The sequence below is a fragment of the Paenibacillus sp. GCM10027630 genome (genome assembly GCF_042676305.1).
Lineage (GTDB): Bacteria > Bacillota > Bacilli > Paenibacillales > NBRC-103111 > Paenibacillus_S.
In genome coordinates this window covers 67,477-84,447 of record NZ_JBHTGY010000097.1, presented here as the reverse complement: position 1 = coordinate 84,447, position 16,971 = coordinate 67,477, and the positions used below count along the sequence as shown (strand labels likewise).

The 16,971-nt window shown below is 44.8% G+C and carries 16 protein-coding genes; all 16 read left to right on the top strand.

Features of this window, described 5'->3' with window-relative positions; genetic code table 11:
* Positions 1 to 14 precede the first annotated feature (14 nt).
* Positions 15 to 1,547: an ABC transporter substrate-binding protein gene (locus ACFQ0C_RS37020; RefSeq protein WP_379374691.1), complete on the top strand. Its 1,533-nt coding sequence runs from the start codon at positions 15 to 17 to the stop codon at positions 1,545 to 1,547.
* A gap of 70 nt (positions 1,548 to 1,617) precedes the next feature.
* Positions 1,618 to 2,535, top strand: coding sequence for an ABC transporter permease (locus tag ACFQ0C_RS37015; protein ID WP_379374689.1), 918 nt, complete (start codon positions 1,618 to 1,620; stop codon positions 2,533 to 2,535).
* An 18-nt stretch (positions 2,536 to 2,553) separates the two neighbouring features.
* A complete protein-coding gene (locus ACFQ0C_RS37010) occupies positions 2,554 to 3,474 on the top strand; it encodes an ABC transporter permease (RefSeq protein ID WP_379374687.1) in 921 nt (306 codons plus the stop codon).
* Between the two features lie 38 nt (positions 3,475 to 3,512).
* Positions 3,513 to 4,475: an ABC transporter ATP-binding protein gene (locus tag ACFQ0C_RS37005; protein WP_379374685.1), complete on the top strand. Its 963-nt coding sequence runs from the start codon at positions 3,513 to 3,515 to the stop codon at positions 4,473 to 4,475.
* A 13-nt stretch (positions 4,476 to 4,488) separates the two neighbouring features.
* Positions 4,489 to 5,466 carry an ABC transporter ATP-binding protein gene (locus tag ACFQ0C_RS37000; RefSeq protein ID WP_379374683.1) on the top strand — a complete coding sequence of 326 codons (978 nt, stop codon included), beginning with the start codon at positions 4,489 to 4,491 and terminating at the stop codon, positions 5,464 to 5,466.
* Between the two features lie 51 nt (positions 5,467 to 5,517).
* On the top strand, positions 5,518 to 7,368 hold the full coding sequence (locus ACFQ0C_RS36995; protein WP_379374681.1) for a S9 family peptidase: 1,851 nt from the start codon (positions 5,518 to 5,520) through the stop codon (positions 7,366 to 7,368).
* Between the two features lie 242 nt (positions 7,369 to 7,610).
* A complete protein-coding gene (locus tag ACFQ0C_RS36990) occupies positions 7,611 to 8,420 on the top strand; it encodes an Fpg/Nei family DNA glycosylase (protein WP_379374679.1) in 810 nt (269 codons plus the stop codon).
* A 45-nt stretch (positions 8,421 to 8,465) separates the two neighbouring features.
* Positions 8,466 to 9,317: a deoxyribonuclease IV gene (locus tag ACFQ0C_RS36985; RefSeq protein WP_379374677.1), complete on the top strand. Its 852-nt coding sequence runs from the start codon at positions 8,466 to 8,468 to the stop codon at positions 9,315 to 9,317.
* Positions 9,318 to 9,400: 83 nt separating this feature from the next.
* Positions 9,401 to 9,751, top strand: coding sequence for a cyclic-phosphate processing receiver domain-containing protein (locus ACFQ0C_RS36980; protein WP_379374675.1), 351 nt, complete (start codon positions 9,401 to 9,403; stop codon positions 9,749 to 9,751).
* 15 nt (positions 9,752 to 9,766) lie between these two features.
* Positions 9,767 to 10,537, top strand: a complete 771-nt coding sequence (locus ACFQ0C_RS36975) for an ABC transporter ATP-binding protein (RefSeq protein WP_379374673.1) — start codon at positions 9,767 to 9,769, stop codon at positions 10,535 to 10,537.
* Positions 10,537 to 11,568: an SAM-dependent methyltransferase gene (locus ACFQ0C_RS36970; protein ID WP_379374671.1), complete on the top strand. Its 1,032-nt coding sequence runs from the start codon at positions 10,537 to 10,539 to the stop codon at positions 11,566 to 11,568. Before ACFQ0C_RS36975 ends, ACFQ0C_RS36970 begins: the two co-directional genes overlap by 1 nt.
* Positions 11,569 to 11,589: 21 nt before the next feature.
* Positions 11,590 to 12,222 (top strand): class I SAM-dependent methyltransferase, encoded by a 633-nt coding sequence (locus ACFQ0C_RS36965; RefSeq protein WP_379374669.1) that lies wholly within the window; start codon positions 11,590 to 11,592, stop codon positions 12,220 to 12,222.
* 61 nt (positions 12,223 to 12,283) lie between these two features.
* On the top strand, positions 12,284 to 12,781 hold the full coding sequence (gene coaD, locus ACFQ0C_RS36960; protein WP_258213460.1) for a pantetheine-phosphate adenylyltransferase: 498 nt from the start codon (positions 12,284 to 12,286) through the stop codon (positions 12,779 to 12,781).
* Positions 12,782 to 12,965: 184 nt separating this feature from the next.
* Positions 12,966 to 14,222: an ATP-binding protein gene (locus ACFQ0C_RS36955; protein ID WP_379374666.1), complete on the top strand. Its 1,257-nt coding sequence runs from the start codon at positions 12,966 to 12,968 to the stop codon at positions 14,220 to 14,222.
* A gap of 346 nt (positions 14,223 to 14,568) precedes the next feature.
* Positions 14,569 to 15,705, top strand: a complete 1,137-nt coding sequence (locus ACFQ0C_RS36950) for an AAA family ATPase (protein WP_379374664.1) — start codon at positions 14,569 to 14,571, stop codon at positions 15,703 to 15,705.
* The gene (locus ACFQ0C_RS36945; protein ID WP_379374662.1) at positions 15,692 to 16,915 is read left to right on the top strand and encodes a TadA family conjugal transfer-associated ATPase; all 1,224 of its coding nucleotides are present in this window, start codon (positions 15,692 to 15,694) and stop codon (positions 16,913 to 16,915) included. Before ACFQ0C_RS36950 ends, ACFQ0C_RS36945 begins: the two co-directional genes overlap by 14 nt.
* The last annotated feature ends 56 nt before the right edge of the window (positions 16,916 to 16,971 follow it).

Below are 16,971 nucleotides of genomic sequence, written 5' to 3'. Positions count from 1 at the left end.
GGGGGAAATTATTAATGAAACGATTTGGGACCACGAGTCTGGCCATTATTATTGCATTATCCGCTGCGCTTGCCGGTTGTGGCAAACCTGATGCAAACGATTCAAGCCAAGGGGCCGGTATGGGTGGAGAAAAAGTGCTGACGATAGCCAGAAGCAGCGACATTATCGGATTTGATGTGCATAATCATGGCTTCACAGGTACAGAATCGGTCCATGTCAACATGTTCAATTATTTGGTTAAAAAAAGCCCGGATGGCAAATTTCAGCCGGATCTCGCTCTATCCTGGGAAACGACAAACCCGACAACCTGGAGATTCAAGCTGCGGGAAGGCGTGAAATTTCATAATGGCGACTCCTTTACTGCTGCTGATGTGAAGTTTTCACTGGAGCGCGTGGCTAAAGATCAAAAGCTGGTTGAATACGGAAACTACAAGCAAATTAAAGAAGTGAAAATCGTCGACGATTACACGGTTGATATCATTACAAGTGAAACGGAGCCGGTACTGCTATCCAGACTTTCCCGACTGGGCTCAAGCATGCTGCCATTTAAATATATTCAGGAAAAAGGAATGGAAGCGTTCCTCAAAAATCCTGTTGGAACCGGACCTTATAAATTTTTCGAATGGCTGCGCGACGACCGCGTGACTTTGGTGAAAACCGACACTTATTTTGGAGATAAGCCGAAATGGGATAAGTTGGTTTTCCGGTCTATTCCAGAAGAAGCGACAAGGGTTTCCGAGCTGATGACCGGTGGGGTTGATATCGCGGTGCAAATTCCGCCGACTGACATGAAGCGGGTTAATGAGAACAAAACCACTCAATCGTTATCCGGACCGACAACACGTGTGATGATGCTGGCGCTTCGCACGAAAAGCGGACCTACTGCAGATCCGAAGGTTCGTGAAGCGATTGATTTGGCCATTGATAAAAAAGCCATCATCAAAAATCTGTTTGAAGGCGATGGGAAAGAAACAATGACAGCGATTACTCCGGGTATTTTCGGGGCTAAGCCGGATTTGTTCGGCAAATCGCAGTTCGATCCTGATCGAGCCAAGCAATTGTTGAAGGAAGCCGGGTATGAAAAAGGGTTGACGATTAACTTTACAGGTTCGGTTGGAAAAACGTTGAAGGATAAGGAAACTTCTGAGTTTATTGCCGCTATGCTTGGCGAAGTGGGCATTAAAGTGAACCTCGAAATATTAGAAAGCAGCAAGTTTAATGAAAAACGCAACGCGGGTACAACCGGAGATATGTTTCTGGTCGCTTATGCCAATTCTATGTTTGACGCAGCACTTCTATACAAACGCCTTGCCCCGGATACCGGTTACGACAATCCGGAAGTGCTCAAGCTGTTAAGTGCAGCTGAGAAAAATATGAACGCTCAAGAACGGGAAAAGCAGTTCCAGCAAGTTCAGGATATTCTAGCAAAAGACCGACCGCAAATCAACTTGCTGCAATTGGTAGCTAACTATGGAACGAACAAACGCCTTAACTTTACACCAAGAATCGATGAAATCACCTATGCAGATGAAATTACTATGAAGTAGCCGCTTTTACGCTGGGGGTCTCAGAGGTGGGGCCCCTTATTAATTCAAGGCTTACATTGGGAGGTAAAGCGTGAGGCAATTTTTATTAAAATCGATCATTCAGGTCATCCCGGTATTGTTTATGATTTCCATTATCGTTTTCTTGTTGGTGCATGTTTCAGGTGATCCTGTATCGTTGATGCTCCCGGACACGGCCACTGATGAAGACCGCCGAACACTGAGCATCGCACTAGGCTTGGATCAGCCGTTAATCAGTCAATATTTCAGTTTTCTTGGCAACTTGCTGCAAGGGGATTTCGGTAAGTCATTTCGTTACAACGAGCCTGCGCTGCCAATCGTATTAGCCCGGCTTCCGGCTACGTTCGAGCTTGCTTTTTTTGCGATGATTGTTGCTACAGTTATTGCGATTCCACTTGGCATCATTTCGGCAACGAAGCGGAATTCCTTCTGGGACGTGCTAGCAACAGGAGCGGCGGTACTCGGTAAAGCAATGCCCCACTTTTGGCTAGGGATCATGTTTATTTTATTGTTTTCAGTTAAATTGGGCATATTTCCGGTATCTGGTCGAGGAACGTTCGCTCATCTGATCTTGCCTGCGTTTACGCTTGGAACAGGGATAGCTGCAGAGATGACACGTTTGATTCGTTCCAGCATGCTAGAAATATTGGGCCAGGATTATATTCGTACCGCCAGAAGTAAAGGCTTGGGTGAAAAAATTGTTATTTATAAACATGCTTTCCGCAATTCATTAATTCCTGTTGTTACGATCATGGCGCTGCAAATTTCATCTTTAATAAGCGGGGCATTAATTACGGAGGCGATCTTCGCTTGGCCCGGCATGGGACAATTAATTGTTCAAGCGGTCAATACGAGAGATATGGCGATCGTTCAAGCAGCCGTATTTGTGATCGCAATATTGGTTATAGCAAGCAATATGCTAGCTGATCTGGTATACCGGTTATTGGATCCGCGAATTAAATTTAATTAGCAGCAAGGGGGGGAACATATGAGTTCATTGATCGAGACGCAGAGCGGGCAGGTTAACAGACGAGAAACTACAAAAGGTGTCAGCAAGGCAAGGCGTTTAGCACGCTCACTGTTGAAAAGCAAAACGGGTACGATTGGATTTGTTATCATAGTCGCTGTTGTGTTCATGGCGTTGTTTGCCGGTGTTGTTGCTCCGCACGACCCGGTCAAAACTAGTGCGGCAAAGCGGCTGCTGCCGCCGATGTGGATGGATAAAGGCTCCGCTGATTATCCGCTTGGCACGGACAATCTTGGGCGGGATGTGCTCAGTCGCATTATTTATGGTTCGCAGATATCGCTGCTTGTAGGAATATGCGCGGTAGCCGTAGCTGGTACGATCGGCGTTATTTTAGGGCTTGTTTCTGGATACTATGGGGGTTGGATCGATAAGGTCATAATGAGAACTGTCGATACATTTTTGGCCATACCGAATATATTATTCATCCTTGTGATTTTAGCTGTTTTGGGGCCGGGATTATCCACGCTGATTTTCGTTATTGGGATAACCAATTGGGTTAAATATGCGCGCATTATCCGAAGTGAAGTGCTTAGTGTTAAAGAGCGCGATTATGTGAGAGCAGCCCGTTCGGTAGGTGCGAAAAATTACCGGATTATAGTCAAGCATATACTTCCTAATGTTATTTCTTCATTTATTGTCGTTTCCACTTTAAGTGTGGCTACAACTATTATTTTGGAAGCGTCCTTAAGCTTCCTGGGTCTGGGCATTCAGCCGCCGACTGTTACGTGGGGAGGTATGCTGAGTGATGGCAGACAATATCTTGCCACTAGCTGGTGGGTCGCTACATTCCCTGGAGTTGCTATTACAATCACAGTTCTGGGCATTATTTTCCTAGGTGACTGGCTGAGGGACGTGCTTGATCCTCGAATGAAAACAAAATAATACTACTATTATGATACGGAACAAAAGAGGTGAGAGTATTGGTACAATTGCTGGAAGTTAAAAACTTGCAAACGCATTTTAAAACCGAAGGCGGGGTCGTTGCTTCTGTCAATGATATTTCGTTTTCCGTATCCAAAGGGGAAACGTTGGCTATTGTTGGTGAATCCGGTTGCGGTAAAAGCGTTACCTCACTTTCTATCATGGGGCTCGTAGCTGCACCTGGGAAAGTAGTTGGCGGTGAAATTTTGCTAGATGGTGAAAATTTGCTGAATAAAAGCAATTATGAGCTGCGCAAGCTCAGGGGGAATAAACTTTCAATGATTTTTCAGGAGCCGATGACATCGCTTAATCCTGTGTTTACGGTTGGAAACCAGCTTGGCGAAGTATTTGCGCATCATCAGGGGTTGAATAAAAAACAAGCCAAACTTAAAAGCATACAGATGTTGGATGATGTTGGAATTCCACGTGCAGACAAAGTGGTTGATTATTTCCCTCATCAGCTTTCTGGGGGGATGCGGCAAAGAGTAATGATCGCAATGGCCCTTGCCTGCAACCCGGCTTTATTAATTGCTGACGAGCCGACGACGGCCCTTGATGTGACGATCCAAGCGCAAATACTTGAATTGTTGAAAGCATTATCCAAAGAGCGTGATACAGGAGTCGTTCTGATCACTCACGATCTTGGAGTTGTTGCGGAAATGGCTGACAGAGTGATCGTTATGTATGCCGGAGAGATAGTGGAAGAGGCTAATGTATTCGAATTGTTTGCCTCTCCGAAACATCCGTATACAAGAGGGCTTCTGGGCTCATTGCCGAAAGTCGATGAACAGCTCGATGAGCTGGATTCCATCTACGGCTCCGTACCGAATCCGCTGCAAATGCCGAGCGGCTGTGCATTCCACCCGCGCTGCCCAATCGCCACGGAACAATGCAAGGCCAATAAACCATTGCTTGAGACGGTGAACGACAGCCATCGGGCACGTTGCTTTTACAGCCAGTAAGGAGTGATTTAGCATGAATCAAACGCCCCTGCCGTTATTGGAGGTTAAAGGGTTAAAAAAACATTTTCCGTTTAAACAAGGCTTATTCAGCACACAAAAAGGTTCCGTACGCGCCGTTGACGGTATTGATTTGTCAGTATACCGCGGAGAGACGCTTGGAATTGTAGGCGAGTCCGGATGCGGTAAGTCTACAGCTGGACAGCTCATTCTGCAGCTCATCGAGCCAACGGAAGGGGAAGTATGGTTTGAGGGAAAACAGATGACCGTCCTATCCAAAGAGGAGCTGCGCAAAGCACGCCGCAATATGCAAATCATTTTCCAGGATCCGTATTCCTCACTTAACCCGCGGATGAGCGTGGAGGATATCGTGTCTGAGCCCTTGGTGGTACACGGTCTTTATAAGGGTGCAGCATTAAAAGAAAAGGTTATAGAGCTATTGCGGCTGGTCGGTCTCGATACACATCATCTTTCGCGCCATCCCCACGAATTCAGCGGAGGACAGAAACAGCGGATTGGAATAGCCAGAGCGCTTGCGCTTAATCCGAGTCTGATCGTTTGCGATGAAGCGGTATCGGCTTTGGACGTATCCATACAATCACAAATTTTGAATTTGCTCAAAAAGCTGCAAAAGGAATTGCAGCTGACCTATATTTTTATCGCTCATGGCTTGCCGGCGGTCAAACATATCAGTGACCGTATTGCAGTTATGTATTTGGGCAAAATTGTCGAATTGGCTGATCGCGAATCTTTATTCGCTCATCCAAGACATCCTTATACACAAGCACTGCTTTCAGCTGTTCCAGTCCCTGATCCGACACAACGGAAAGAACGTATCATTTTGCAGGGTGACTTGCCGAGCCCCGCGAATCCGCCCAAAGGCTGCAGCTTTCATACACGCTGCCCTTATGTACAAGAATTGTGCCGCAACATAGCACCCATTTTGCAGGAACAAGCGAATGGCCATGCAGCTGCCTGCCACTTCCCGCTATAATGGGGTATCGGGGCTTACGCCTAATAACATTCGGTAAGGAGTTCAAAAACGATGGAAAACAATGAACATACAGAAGATAACAGCACGCTCCAAGCTTATTTAAACGTAATATTGGCTTACCAGCCGCAGGTAGTACCTCATCGAAACCGGGTTACATTTATAACGAAAAAAACGGGATTACCCCAGCTTTGGAGTTGGGATGCAGCAGAGTCGAGCTGTAAGCAGGTCGTACAGCTGTCGGATCGGGTGATGGCCGTGAAGCATTCTTCCTGCGGCTTCAGGACAGTTATAGGCATGGATCACAAAGGAAATGAGAAGCAGCAGCTGTATCTGTTGGACAACGAGACGCTGCAGGTGCAGGAGCTTGTCTTTTCCCCGGATCATTTCCACCATCTGGGCAGCTGGTCTCCATGCGGGAAAAAAATTACCTTCTCCAGCAACCGGAGAGGTCCCGGTTTATTTGATCTTTATGTGCTGGATGTGGAGACGAAACAGTTGGAGGTCGTCTATCGGCACGAGAGCAAGTGTGTTCCTCTCTGCTGGCTGCCAGATGGCTCTGGACTATTGTTCGTTACCGACGAGACGAGTATCTCGCAGCATTTGTACGTACTTGATCTTCAAGATGGAGGCACCCGTCGAATTGGTTTGGAGGGAGCGGGGGTTTATACTTCCGTACAGCTCTGTGAGGATGGTACAGGTTACTTAATCACGAATGCCGCTGAAAACACGATGGCGCTGTACTGTTTTTCCGCGGATCGAACAGGAGCGGATTTGCTCTGCCATATTCCCGAGTGGGATATTGAGGAGGCCAAGCTGTCACCCGATAGAAGCCGAATTGCTTATACAGTAAATGAAGGCGGCATGTCAGTTTTATATATGTATTATTTGGAAAATGGAAGCTCAGTAGCAACTAAAGGGCAGCCGAAAGGCGTTATACAATCTTTGTCCTGGTTGAACGAGGAGCAGCTCGTTTTTGCCCTCAAGAGTCCAATACAGCCAGGAGATGTCTGGTCCTACCGGACAAACGACACATCGTTCCAGCAGCTTACTCATTTCGGTGCGGCGGAGAGCATCGCGCATTTACTGCGTAAACCTGAGCTTTGCACATTCAAATCCTTTGACGGTGTTGAAGTTCCGTATTTTTATTACAGACCCGATCCATCGAGGTATACAATGGGGCAATCCAAATCGGAAGGAGCAGCGCTGACGGCCCAAAAGTCACCAACAGTCGTTTACGTACATGGCGGGCCGGAATCGCAAATTCGCTTCGAGTTTCAACCGGTCATCCAATATTTGGTTGGAAAAGGGTTTAACGTTATTGCACCGAATGTTCGCGGCAGTATGGGCTACGGCAAAAACTATTTGAATCTCGATAACGGACGGAAAAGGATGGACACAGTCGCGGATTTGGCAGAGATGGTGAAGGATCTTGGCCGCTTCGAGGAAATCGATACAGCCAACATTGGCATCATGGGACGGAGCTACGGGGGATTCATGGTACTCGCTGCGCTCACGCATTATCCTGATTTATGGGCAGCGGGAGTGGATATCGTAGGGATAACCCATTTCCGTACCTTTCTGCAAAATACAGGCGAATGGCGCAGAAAGCTGCGCGAATCGGAGTACGGTACGCTCGCTGACGATTCTGACTTTTTTGAGGAAATCGCGCCATTCAATCATTCGCATAAGATCAAGGTACCGCTGCTCATCTTTCACGGACGCAATGATACACGGGTTCCGGTTACGGAGGCCGAGCAGTTGTTCGCGGATATGCAGGCTAGAGGTCAAGAAGCCGAGCTGGTCATTTTCGAGGACGAAGGGCATCAGACAGAGAAAATGGAAAACCACATCGCAATGAATTCGAGAATCATTCGCTTTTTCCGTCGTCATTTAGAAAAATAAAGCTGCATATTGTAAAATGAAAATCCTCTGACGCCTGTATTGGTGCAGAGGATTTTTTGTGAAAGAACCTACGCGGATATGGCTGGAGTTGTTTCCGGAACGATCTATTTCAACGCATACTGGGATAAAGCAGCCAAAAATTGGTTACATATAGAAAGACAAGTGTTACCAATTCAGCGAAGTTAGGTTAATTGGTACACATAAGAGTCTCTTATTCATTATGATAAGGAGCCGAGATATGTATGCCTGAGCTACCGGAAATGGAAAATTACAGGCTTCTGCTAAACCCGAGAATTACCGGCATACCGATAACAGCAGTTGAAGTCGGAAGAGAAAAATCAATCAATACTTCAGTGGGGTTTTTTCAGCAGCAGCTGATAGGTGCCTCCATTCACACGATTGAACGCAAGGCTAAGCATCTTTTGTTCCATCTTAACACGGGTAAGGTGCTTGTGCTTCATCTTATGCTTGGTGGAATGATGTATTACGGAAGCGGCGATGATAGGCCGGAACGGACTGTACAAATAACTATAAGCTGGGGAAACCGTCATTTATATTTTATTGGATTGAGGTTGGGGTATTTGCATTTATACGATGTCTCGGATGTCGAGAGGCTGCTGCAAAAGCTCGGACCTGAACCTTTGGAGCCCGGGTTCTCCTTCAATGATTTCGCCCTATTACTGCAAAGGAATCGGGGAACCTTAAAGTCAACATTAGTTGACCAAAGTGTTATTTCTGGAATTGGCAATTGTTATTCCGATGAAATATGCTTTGAAGCGGGCTTGCTTCCGTCACGTCGCTGCCAGCAGCTTCACCAAGAGGAGCTGGAACGTCTATTTCTTTCTATGCGACATGTACTTCAGACCGCTGCACATCAGGGTGGGTATATGGAAATGCCGCTGTACTCGGGAGATCATCTAACGGGCGGGTATGATAGTCAATGCAAAGTATACGACCGGGAAGGAGAGCCCTGTGTACGCTGCGGGCGTCCTTTGCTCCGGCAGGATGTGTCATCCAAGAAGTCTTTTTGCTGTTTGAACTGTCAGAGCTAGTGATTGAATTTTGTCTGAAAGAGCACTGGGAGGTGGGAAGAAACGATGAAAATAGGCTGTCATATTAGCATACGCAAAGGTTATGAAGAAGCAGCCAAAACAGCGATTAAGCTGCAAGCGGGAGCATTTCAATACTTTCCCAAAAACCCGCGAAGCTTAATCATTAAGCGCTGGAATCCCAAAGATGCCGAAGCTTGCTTCTCGCTGTGCCGTGAACAGGGCGTCCTTTCGATCGCACATTCTCCCTATCCGACCAACCTGGCCTCTGAGGATTCCGAGCTTCGTCATGCAACCGTTATGTCATTGCGCAACGATCTGGAGATTGCCGAGGCTTGTGGTTCCGTAGGCGTTGTGGTGCACTTTGGCAAATATAAAGGCGGGGATACGTTACAAGGCTATAAAAATATTATACAATGTTTACATGAAGTGCTTTCAGACTGGCAGGGCCAAGCCAAGCTGCTTATTGAGAACCAAGCTGGAGAAGGCACGAGGATGGGCACCTCTTTGGAGGAGCTTATGCAAATTCGGAATTTGTCGGATTGCCGTGAGCATATCGGTTTTTGCTTCGATACATGCCATGCTTATGCTAGCGGTTTATGGCCATCACACCCGAATGGATGGGGAGAGCTGGCTGCTAAAGCCTCTTCACTTGGGTATTTTGATCATTTAAAAGCTATTCATATTAACGATTCGTTGTATCCCGGAGGTATGGGGAAGGACCGGCATGAGAATATAGGCAAGGGATATATAGGTGAGCTGCGGTTCCGAGAGTTTCTACAATCACCATCCTTATGTTCTCATCCACTTGTACTAGAGACCCCGACTCCTGCCAATGGATCACATGCTTCTGAGATTGAATTTGTTCTTGAGTTGTCGCGCACCAAGGACGTTCAATGAAGTTAGTTTTATTCCGGTTCATAGTTTCATACTTCATAATTTATGTGAGAATACGGCTTAATAAAGCTTTCTTTTGAAAAGAGGTGATTTCCATCATTCATGTTTATCTGGACGATATGAGACCTTGTCCCAAAGGATTTGTAGCTGCCCACAGCGCCGAAGAGTGCATTCTTTTGCTTCAGGAATGTGAGGTTGGTATTCTTTCCCTCGATTTTGATTTGGGTTGGGGGCAGCCTGATGGTTTGAATGTCGTACATTATATAGTTGCTGCGGGACGATATCCGGAAGAAATCTACCTGCATACCTCCAGTCTAAGCGGCAAAAAAGCTATGTATCAGCTGTTGTACCAGAATAAACCTGAAGGTGTGCAGCTAATTAATGGGCCCATGCTTTATGATACACTACAAAAAATTTCCAATACTGTACAAGAATAGGTTGTGATCCTGCGCATGCAAGTTTTATCATTGAAAAATATTCATTTTGTCCGCGAGGAGCGGGCGATTTTATCCGATATTGAAATTCAGGCCAACTTGGGTGAGCACTGGGTTATTCTCGGTAAAAACGGTTCCGGCAAAACGACCATTTTGGAACTGATTAACGGGTATCAATTTCCGAGCCGCGGTCAAGTTCAAGTGTTAGAGCATACATACGGTCAATGTGACGTAAGAGAAGTGCGTAAAAAAATTGGATACATCAGTCAATCCTTATATGAGAAATTAAACCCGGCCGATCCCGTTTGGGAGGTTGTTGCTACCGGTGAGTATGCATTTTTGCGGTTTTATGAAGAAATTCCTGATGAGGTTCGGCAAAAGGCATTGCGTATGCTGGAAGAGGTAAGACTGCCGCATCTAGCTGATCAAGCACTAGGTTCATTATCTCAAGGTGAGCGCAAAAAAATCATGCTGGCTCGATCGCTTATGACTAATCCCTCGATTCTTATAATGGACGAGCCCTGCTCAGGCCTGGATTTATTCGAGCGGGAAAGGCTGCTGGAGACAGTGAACCGACTGGGGCAACAAAACATTACAGTATTATATGTAACTCATCATATCGAAGAAATAATGCCGATGTTTACTCATGTGGCGCTTATAGATGATGGAAAGCTTATCGCATCGGGCCGCAAAGAGGATGTATTGACAGAAGATAATTTACTCAAGGCGTTTCAGGTTCCGGTATCGTTGGAATGGTTCCAGGGGCGGCCTTGGATTAAGGTGCTGTAATGATAGTAGATACGGTAAAAAGCAGCGTTTTTATTGGAACAGCGAACCATGGCTTCGGACAGCAGGCACAAGAAGAAATTCGGCGTTTGTTTGGCAACGAGGCTAAATTTAGTCATGTGGTGCCTGCCGAAATATTTCTATATTCCTTGCCCCTTGGAAAAATGGATGCGATAAGCAAGGTGTTGGAGCAAGAGCCTATGTTTCTTCGTCATATGCAACCTGTGGATACTGAGCTGGACTGGGATGGTTCCATAACCTCGCTTCAGTCATGGATTAGCAACAGCTTTCAACTGGCTGAGGGGACCAAACTCGCGATACAAATTCGTAAGACGGAGCAGACATCCCAATTGTCAACAGGCGAGTGTAAAAAGGCTTTGGATAGTGTTCTGATGGATGCTTATGCAATTGTGCCGGTTGCCAAGGATGCGGAGCTTATCTTGTCGGTCTATTTGACACCGGAGAGAGCGTATGCCGGAATTTCCAAGCCAACAGACAATTTATCCGATTGGTCGGGTGGGGCTATTCGTTTCCGTAAGGAGGATGGTCAAGTATCTCGGGCCAAGTTCAAGCTGCTGGAATCAGAAGTAGCGTTTGGTCTTGATTTCACACAATATCGATCGGCAATTGATATTGGTGCGGCGCCGGGTGGATGGACGTCTTTATTGCTGGAAAGAGGAGTTAAGGTCACTGCGATTGATCCGGCCAAGCTCGATGCAAGTCTTCTTAAACATCCGAATCTGACATTTCATAAGAAAAATGCAAGTGATGTGCTACTTCAGCCAGATTCTTTTGATCTTCTCGTATGCGATATGAGCTGGAGCCCACGCCAAATGGGCAGACTCGTAAAAGGGCTGCTTCACGCACTTCAAAGTGGAGGAACTGCAATCATTACGGTCAAGCTAATGCATAAAAAGCCGTTTCAAACTGTTCGTGAGCTGCTGGAGGATATTGAGCCTGAGCTGAATTTGCAGAAAGCGAAGCAGTTGTTTCATAATCGGGAGGAACTGACCTTGTTTTTTATCAAATCCTGATGACGGTTAAGGGAGGACTCTATGCAGAAAGAACAAAATTATTGGAACCAAGTATTTGCTGAAATGGATAATGGCAAGCCCGTTTATGATGACTGGCTGGACAAACATACGTCTCTATTGGAGCTGACACGCAATATTCCTGTTATTGATCTGGGCTGTGGCGTTGGCTGTGACACTCTATATTTAAACGAGAGGGGATTTCGCGTCATTTCATGCGATTTGTCAGAGGAAGCGCTGCAGAAGGTTCAGCAATATGTGCCTGATGCGGTAACCATGCAGGTAAATCTGTTGGAAAAGCTTCCATTTGAATCGAATAGTGCTATGACCGTTATCGCCGATTTAAGCTTGCATTATTTTTCCTGGTCTGATACTGGGTCCATCCTTGCGGAGCTGCAGCGTGTGCTGCAGCCTGGCGGGAACCTGCTGTGCAGGCTGAATTCCGTCCATGATGTGGATTTTGGAGCGGGTCAGGGAATGGAGATCGAACCTAATTATTACGAGCATGAGGGGCGCCGGAAGCGATTTTTTAATGAGGATCAAGTTGATCATTTGTTTGAAAAATGGCGTGTCGTTTATAAACAGGAGGCCGTCATGACTCGTTACAGGCTGCCTAAGCAATTATGGGAGCTTGTCGTAACTAACACAGATGTATAGTTGAGCAGCAGGAAGCTGAATAAACCAATAACCGATTACATCGGAGAAGGGGAGAATTCAAATGAAAGCCGTTTATGCGGGAAGCTTCGACCCTATTACATTAGGTCATTTATCCGTTATTGAACGTGCCTTAAAGCTGTTTGAAAATGTGCATATCATTATCGCTAATAATCGTTCGAAAAAACATTATTTTTCATTGGAGCAAAGAACGGAATTAGTGAAGTCGTCTGTAGACAGCGAGTTTTTAAATCAGGTAAATATTGTCCCGTTTGAAGGTATTGTTGCTAATTATATAAATGCTCATCAGATTGATGTAGTCATTCGGGGGATTCGAAATGCAACGGATTTGGATTACGAGCTCCAGATGGAGCAGTATATTCGAAATACGACTTCTGCGGATACGATATACTTATCACCTTATACGCCTGATATGCTGACAAGCAGCTCGCTGGTGCGCATGTTTTTTCAATCGGCTAAATCAGAGCTTGCTCAAAGATATATGCATCCGGTAGCGTATCGCAAAGCAATTGGGTATTTGAAGGAAATGAACCAATCATAAACGACTATGATATTGGCTATCCAAACAGCTCATTCCTCTTAGAGGAATGAGCTGTTTTTGTTTTGTTTATTTTCAAATATACATCTGTTCACAGAAGGAAAGCAGCCAAGATTGTCGAATGTACAATTGACGCATTTTGGAAATGGAAAACAAAAAAATAGCTTAAGCCGGAGGAAAGTCATCTATGTTAAGTTATTTCAAAGATTTTATCGTCAATATATTTTTTATCTTTTCTCCATTAGTCTTTTACCCGTATATATATAGAACCAAAAGCAGAGTGCCGTTATACAAATTTTTATTGTACATCTTGTTTTCCGTTGCCTTAGTAATAACGATGTCTTTCCCGCTCAATATAAATGGAATGGTTTATGATTTCCGCTCCATCCCTATTGTACTTGGTGCACTATATGGAGGCCTTGAGGTCTCTATTTTATTGTTTGTAACTCTTATCACATATCGGCACCTATTGGGAAGTCCAGTCAATTTGCTGTATAGTGTAGCGTCAGTGCCGAGTTTTACAATGATTGCAGTCTCATATAAAAAATTCGTTAATCTCAAGTTATATCAAAAAATTGCAGCGGCAGTCATTTTATGTACATTTTTTAAATTGATAACGAATCTAATTTATTATCTTCTTACTCATAGGATTCAATTTTTTTTCAAAAGTGTGATAACAACTATAGAGACCTATTTGTTGCAGGGGCTCATTATCGGCATATGCGTTTATTTAATAGAATTTTTGAATAAATACTTCCATATGCAAGAAGAGGTTATAAAAAGTGAGAAAATGAAAATCGTTAGCGATATGGCTGCATCTGTAGCTCATGAGATTCGTAATCCGCTTACAACGGTGAGAGGATTTATCCAATTGTTTGGAGCACAAAATTTAGGTGAGGAAAAGAAGCTTCTTTACCAGAGAATTTGCTTGGAGGAATTAGATCGTGCACAATTAATTATTACAGATTATCTTTCTCTTGCGAAACCGGATCCTGAAATTATTGAGAAGATGAGTGTAAAGGACGAAATTAGCTATATGTCAAATGTTCTCCTAACTTATGCTAATTACAATCATATAGAGATAAAGGAAATTTTATCGGAAAATGATGCGCTTTATATTGTTGGAGACCGTCATAAATTTCGGCAAGCGTTAATTAACATTGGCAAAAATGCAATTGAGGCCATGGACAGTAAGGGTATTTTAGAAATAAAAGCCGTTAAAATCAACCATAATGTTGCAATTATCATTACCGACACGGGGGTGGGAATGACGTCTGAACAAATCAAAAGACTCGGAACCCCTTATTACTCAACAAAAGAAAAAGGAACAGGGCTCGGTACTATGGTATCGTTTGGTATTATTAAGAAAATGAATGGAAAAATAGATATTAAAAGCGAACTCGGTAAAGGCACCCAATATACATTAATATTTGCAGAGGCATAATCAAACATAATATTCCAAAATAGTTGATAATTCCTAATAATGTGCTATAATTCAAAGTAATATTAATAGAACCGCAGGCGGAAGCACCGCTGATCAAGAGTTTTTCTTGTTCAGTGAGTGCTTTTTTTGCGTTCCTATTTGAGGAGGCGATAGGTTATTACAAACAAAGTTAAAGCTGCGGTCGTGCTGGCGATACTATCGGCAGTTCTGATAGGCAGTGGACTTTTGCAATTAAAGGGGATGATGTAAGCATCAACGAAAGCATGACCGCCGCTTTTCAGGTGTAGTGCGGGGGCTTAGTGCTCTTGAGAATGCTGTCAGATAAAGGGGGAGGGGCCGGAAGGATATGTCTAAGATGAAGCTCGTTTTGCTGGAGCAGGATAGTTATTTTATCGATATGATTTCGTCGTACATCCGGACTTCAGATTATGCAGAAACTTTTACAATGAGTGTGTTTACAACGAAGGAGCAAGGATTTTCTTATATTGGACGTACTCAGGAGCTGTATATATTGCTTGTAAACGAAAGCTTTATGCCGCTACCGGAGCTTGTGTTTCGTCAACAGCATGGGTGCCTGATCCTATTAAGTAATACACGGGTCCAGGCGGATATTGTGGAGTATCCGGTGCTTTGCAAATATCAGCCGTTAAATCAGCTGTTGTCTCATATTGTTTCACATTTCAACGAATTTACTACGAGTAGGATGCTTAAGGGGAACCGAAGCTCCGAGGTTATTGCTGTATATTCTGCTGTGGGAGGCAGCGGTAAAACATTAGCAGCGGTACATCTGGCGAGAGAACTTACTTATAAGGGAATGAGGGTCTTTTACTTAAATTTTGAACAATTGCCTTCCCCATCATGGCTTAAGGGGGCAGGCTCAGAGAGTGAGAATTGCTTCTCCAGGATGCTTTATTATGGGAAAACGGATCCTCGTGTGCAGTCGGCGAAGGTGGAGCGTTATAAGCGAAAGCATCATGCAATGGGATTTGATTTTTTTCCTGGTGTATCGGATTCTGCCGAGATGTCTGAAATGACCGAATTGGATACGGAATCCATTATAAAGGCTGTGCTTGCAACGGGAAGGTATGATTGTATTTTGCTTGATCTCGATTCATCGCTTTATCCCAGAACTTTAGCCTCGCTTAAACTAAGTGATTCAGTGCTTTGGCTTGTTATTGATGATCGAATTCACTTGGAAAAAACGATGCTGCAGATACGGCAGTTTGCTGATAAGGAGGTATTGTCTGCAAAAGAAGTTAGTCAAAAGCTGAGATTAGTATTCAACAAGTATAGTGGTTCAATGAAGAATGAGGTTGCAGCACTTGAGTTTCCGGTTTTAGGCTATCTTCCTTATATTCCAGAATGGAAAGCGATTGGCACGATGGATGTACTGCAAGCACGTGGCGTATTTAGCGAAAACTTGGCTGCTCTTTCATGGCTTGCAGCTCGACAACAGGGAGGACAATCGAATGTGGTCGGATGAAACCGTTATGCTGTTGAAACAAACGATAAAAGAAAAACTGGATGTATCCTTTTCTGTTACTGACGGCCTGTTGATGGAGATGATCGAGCAGGAGGTGTTCGGCTATCCGTTCGATGGATATTTAACCGCAGGGCAAAAACATCTGTTAGTTATGCGGCTCTTTAATTCGTTCCGCGGATTGGATGTACTGCAGCCGCTAGTGGACAATGCAGAGGTGACGGAAATTATGATTAATCGTCATGATCAAATTTTTATCGAGCAGAATGGCCGCGTCGAGCTAACGGAAGTGAGGTTTGAAAGTAAAGAAAAGCTCGAGGATGTCATTCAGGCAATAGTTGCCCGAGTGAACCGTGCAGTTAATGAGTCCAGCCCGATGGTTGATGCAAGGCTGTTGGATGGCTCTCGCGTTAATGTTGTACTTTCGCCGGTTGCCTTGGAGGGGCCGGCCATGACGATTCGTAAGTTTCCTGAATCCCCACTCACTTTGAACGATTTGATTGAGAAAGGCGCACTGACAGATGAAGCTGCTTTGTTTTTGACAAAACTGGTAAAGGCCAAATACAACCTTTTTATAGGAGGAGGTACCGGTTCGGGTAAAACTACATTCCTGAATGCTCTGTCACAATATATTCCGGAAGATGAAAGAATCATTACGATTGAGGATTCGGCTGAGCTGCAAATTCGCACGGTCCCGAACCTTGTCCGGCTAGAGACACGTAACGCGAATACGGAGGGGAAAGGAGAGATTACAATTCGTGAATTAATTCGATCCTCCCTTCGTATGAGACCTAATCGAATTATTGTCGGAGAAGTGAGGGGAGCTGAGGCACTGGACATGCTGCAAGCAATGAACACGGGACATGATGGCAGCCTATCCACGGGCCATGCAAATTCAACTGGCGATATGCTGAGCAGGCTAGAAACGATGGTGCTCAGCGGCGCCCCTCTGCCTGTAGAAGTGATTCGCAAACAAATATGTTCAGCTATAGATGTGATGATTCATTTACATAGGCTGAGGGACAAGTCTCGCAGGGTTACAGAAATTAGCGAAATTTTAGGGTTGAAAGGTGGCGAAGTACAGCTAAATCCATTATTTCAATTTATTGAAAGAGGGGAGGACAAGGACGGTAAAGTTATTGGGGAGCTTCAAGCAACAGGAAACAAGCTTTTGTCAGCACATAAATTAGCAATGGCCGGGATGATGTTGTAATCCTATTCCAATAGGACTGTGCTTTGCAGGGGAGGGGGGAAGTCAGCTGACTGCTG

Excerpts from the sequence above, each read along its gene's own strand:
- ACFQ0C_RS37020 (WP_379374691.1), top strand. The coding sequence starts at position 15 with ATGAAACGATTTGGGACCACGAGTCTGGCCATTATTATTGCATTATCC.
- ACFQ0C_RS36975 (WP_379374673.1), top strand. The coding sequence starts at position 9,767 with ATGCAAGTTTTATCATTGAAAAATATTCATTTTGTCCGCGAGGAGCGG.
- coaD (WP_258213460.1), top strand. The coding sequence starts at position 12,284 with ATGAAAGCCGTTTATGCGGGAAGCTTCGACCCTATTACATTAGGTCAT.
- ACFQ0C_RS36945 (WP_379374662.1), top strand. The coding sequence starts at position 15,692 with ATGTGGTCGGATGAAACCGTTATGCTGTTGAAACAAACGATAAAAGAA.
- ACFQ0C_RS36970 (WP_379374671.1), top strand. The coding sequence starts at position 10,537 with ATGATAGTAGATACGGTAAAAAGCAGCGTTTTTATTGGAACAGCGAAC.
- ACFQ0C_RS36995 (WP_379374681.1), top strand. The coding sequence starts at position 5,518 with ATGGAAAACAATGAACATACAGAAGATAACAGCACGCTCCAAGCTTAT.
- ACFQ0C_RS36985 (WP_379374677.1), top strand. The coding sequence starts at position 8,466 with ATGAAAATAGGCTGTCATATTAGCATACGCAAAGGTTATGAAGAAGCA.
- ACFQ0C_RS36990 (WP_379374679.1), top strand. The coding sequence starts at position 7,611 with ATGCCTGAGCTACCGGAAATGGAAAATTACAGGCTTCTGCTAAACCCG.
- ACFQ0C_RS37000 (WP_379374683.1), top strand. The coding sequence starts at position 4,489 with ATGAATCAAACGCCCCTGCCGTTATTGGAGGTTAAAGGGTTAAAAAAA.
- ACFQ0C_RS36965 (WP_379374669.1), top strand. The coding sequence starts at position 11,590 with ATGCAGAAAGAACAAAATTATTGGAACCAAGTATTTGCTGAAATGGAT.
- ACFQ0C_RS36950 (WP_379374664.1), top strand. The coding sequence starts at position 14,569 with ATGTCTAAGATGAAGCTCGTTTTGCTGGAGCAGGATAGTTATTTTATC.
- ACFQ0C_RS36955 (WP_379374666.1), top strand. The coding sequence starts at position 12,966 with ATGTTAAGTTATTTCAAAGATTTTATCGTCAATATATTTTTTATCTTT.
- ACFQ0C_RS37010 (WP_379374687.1), top strand. The coding sequence starts at position 2,554 with ATGAGTTCATTGATCGAGACGCAGAGCGGGCAGGTTAACAGACGAGAA.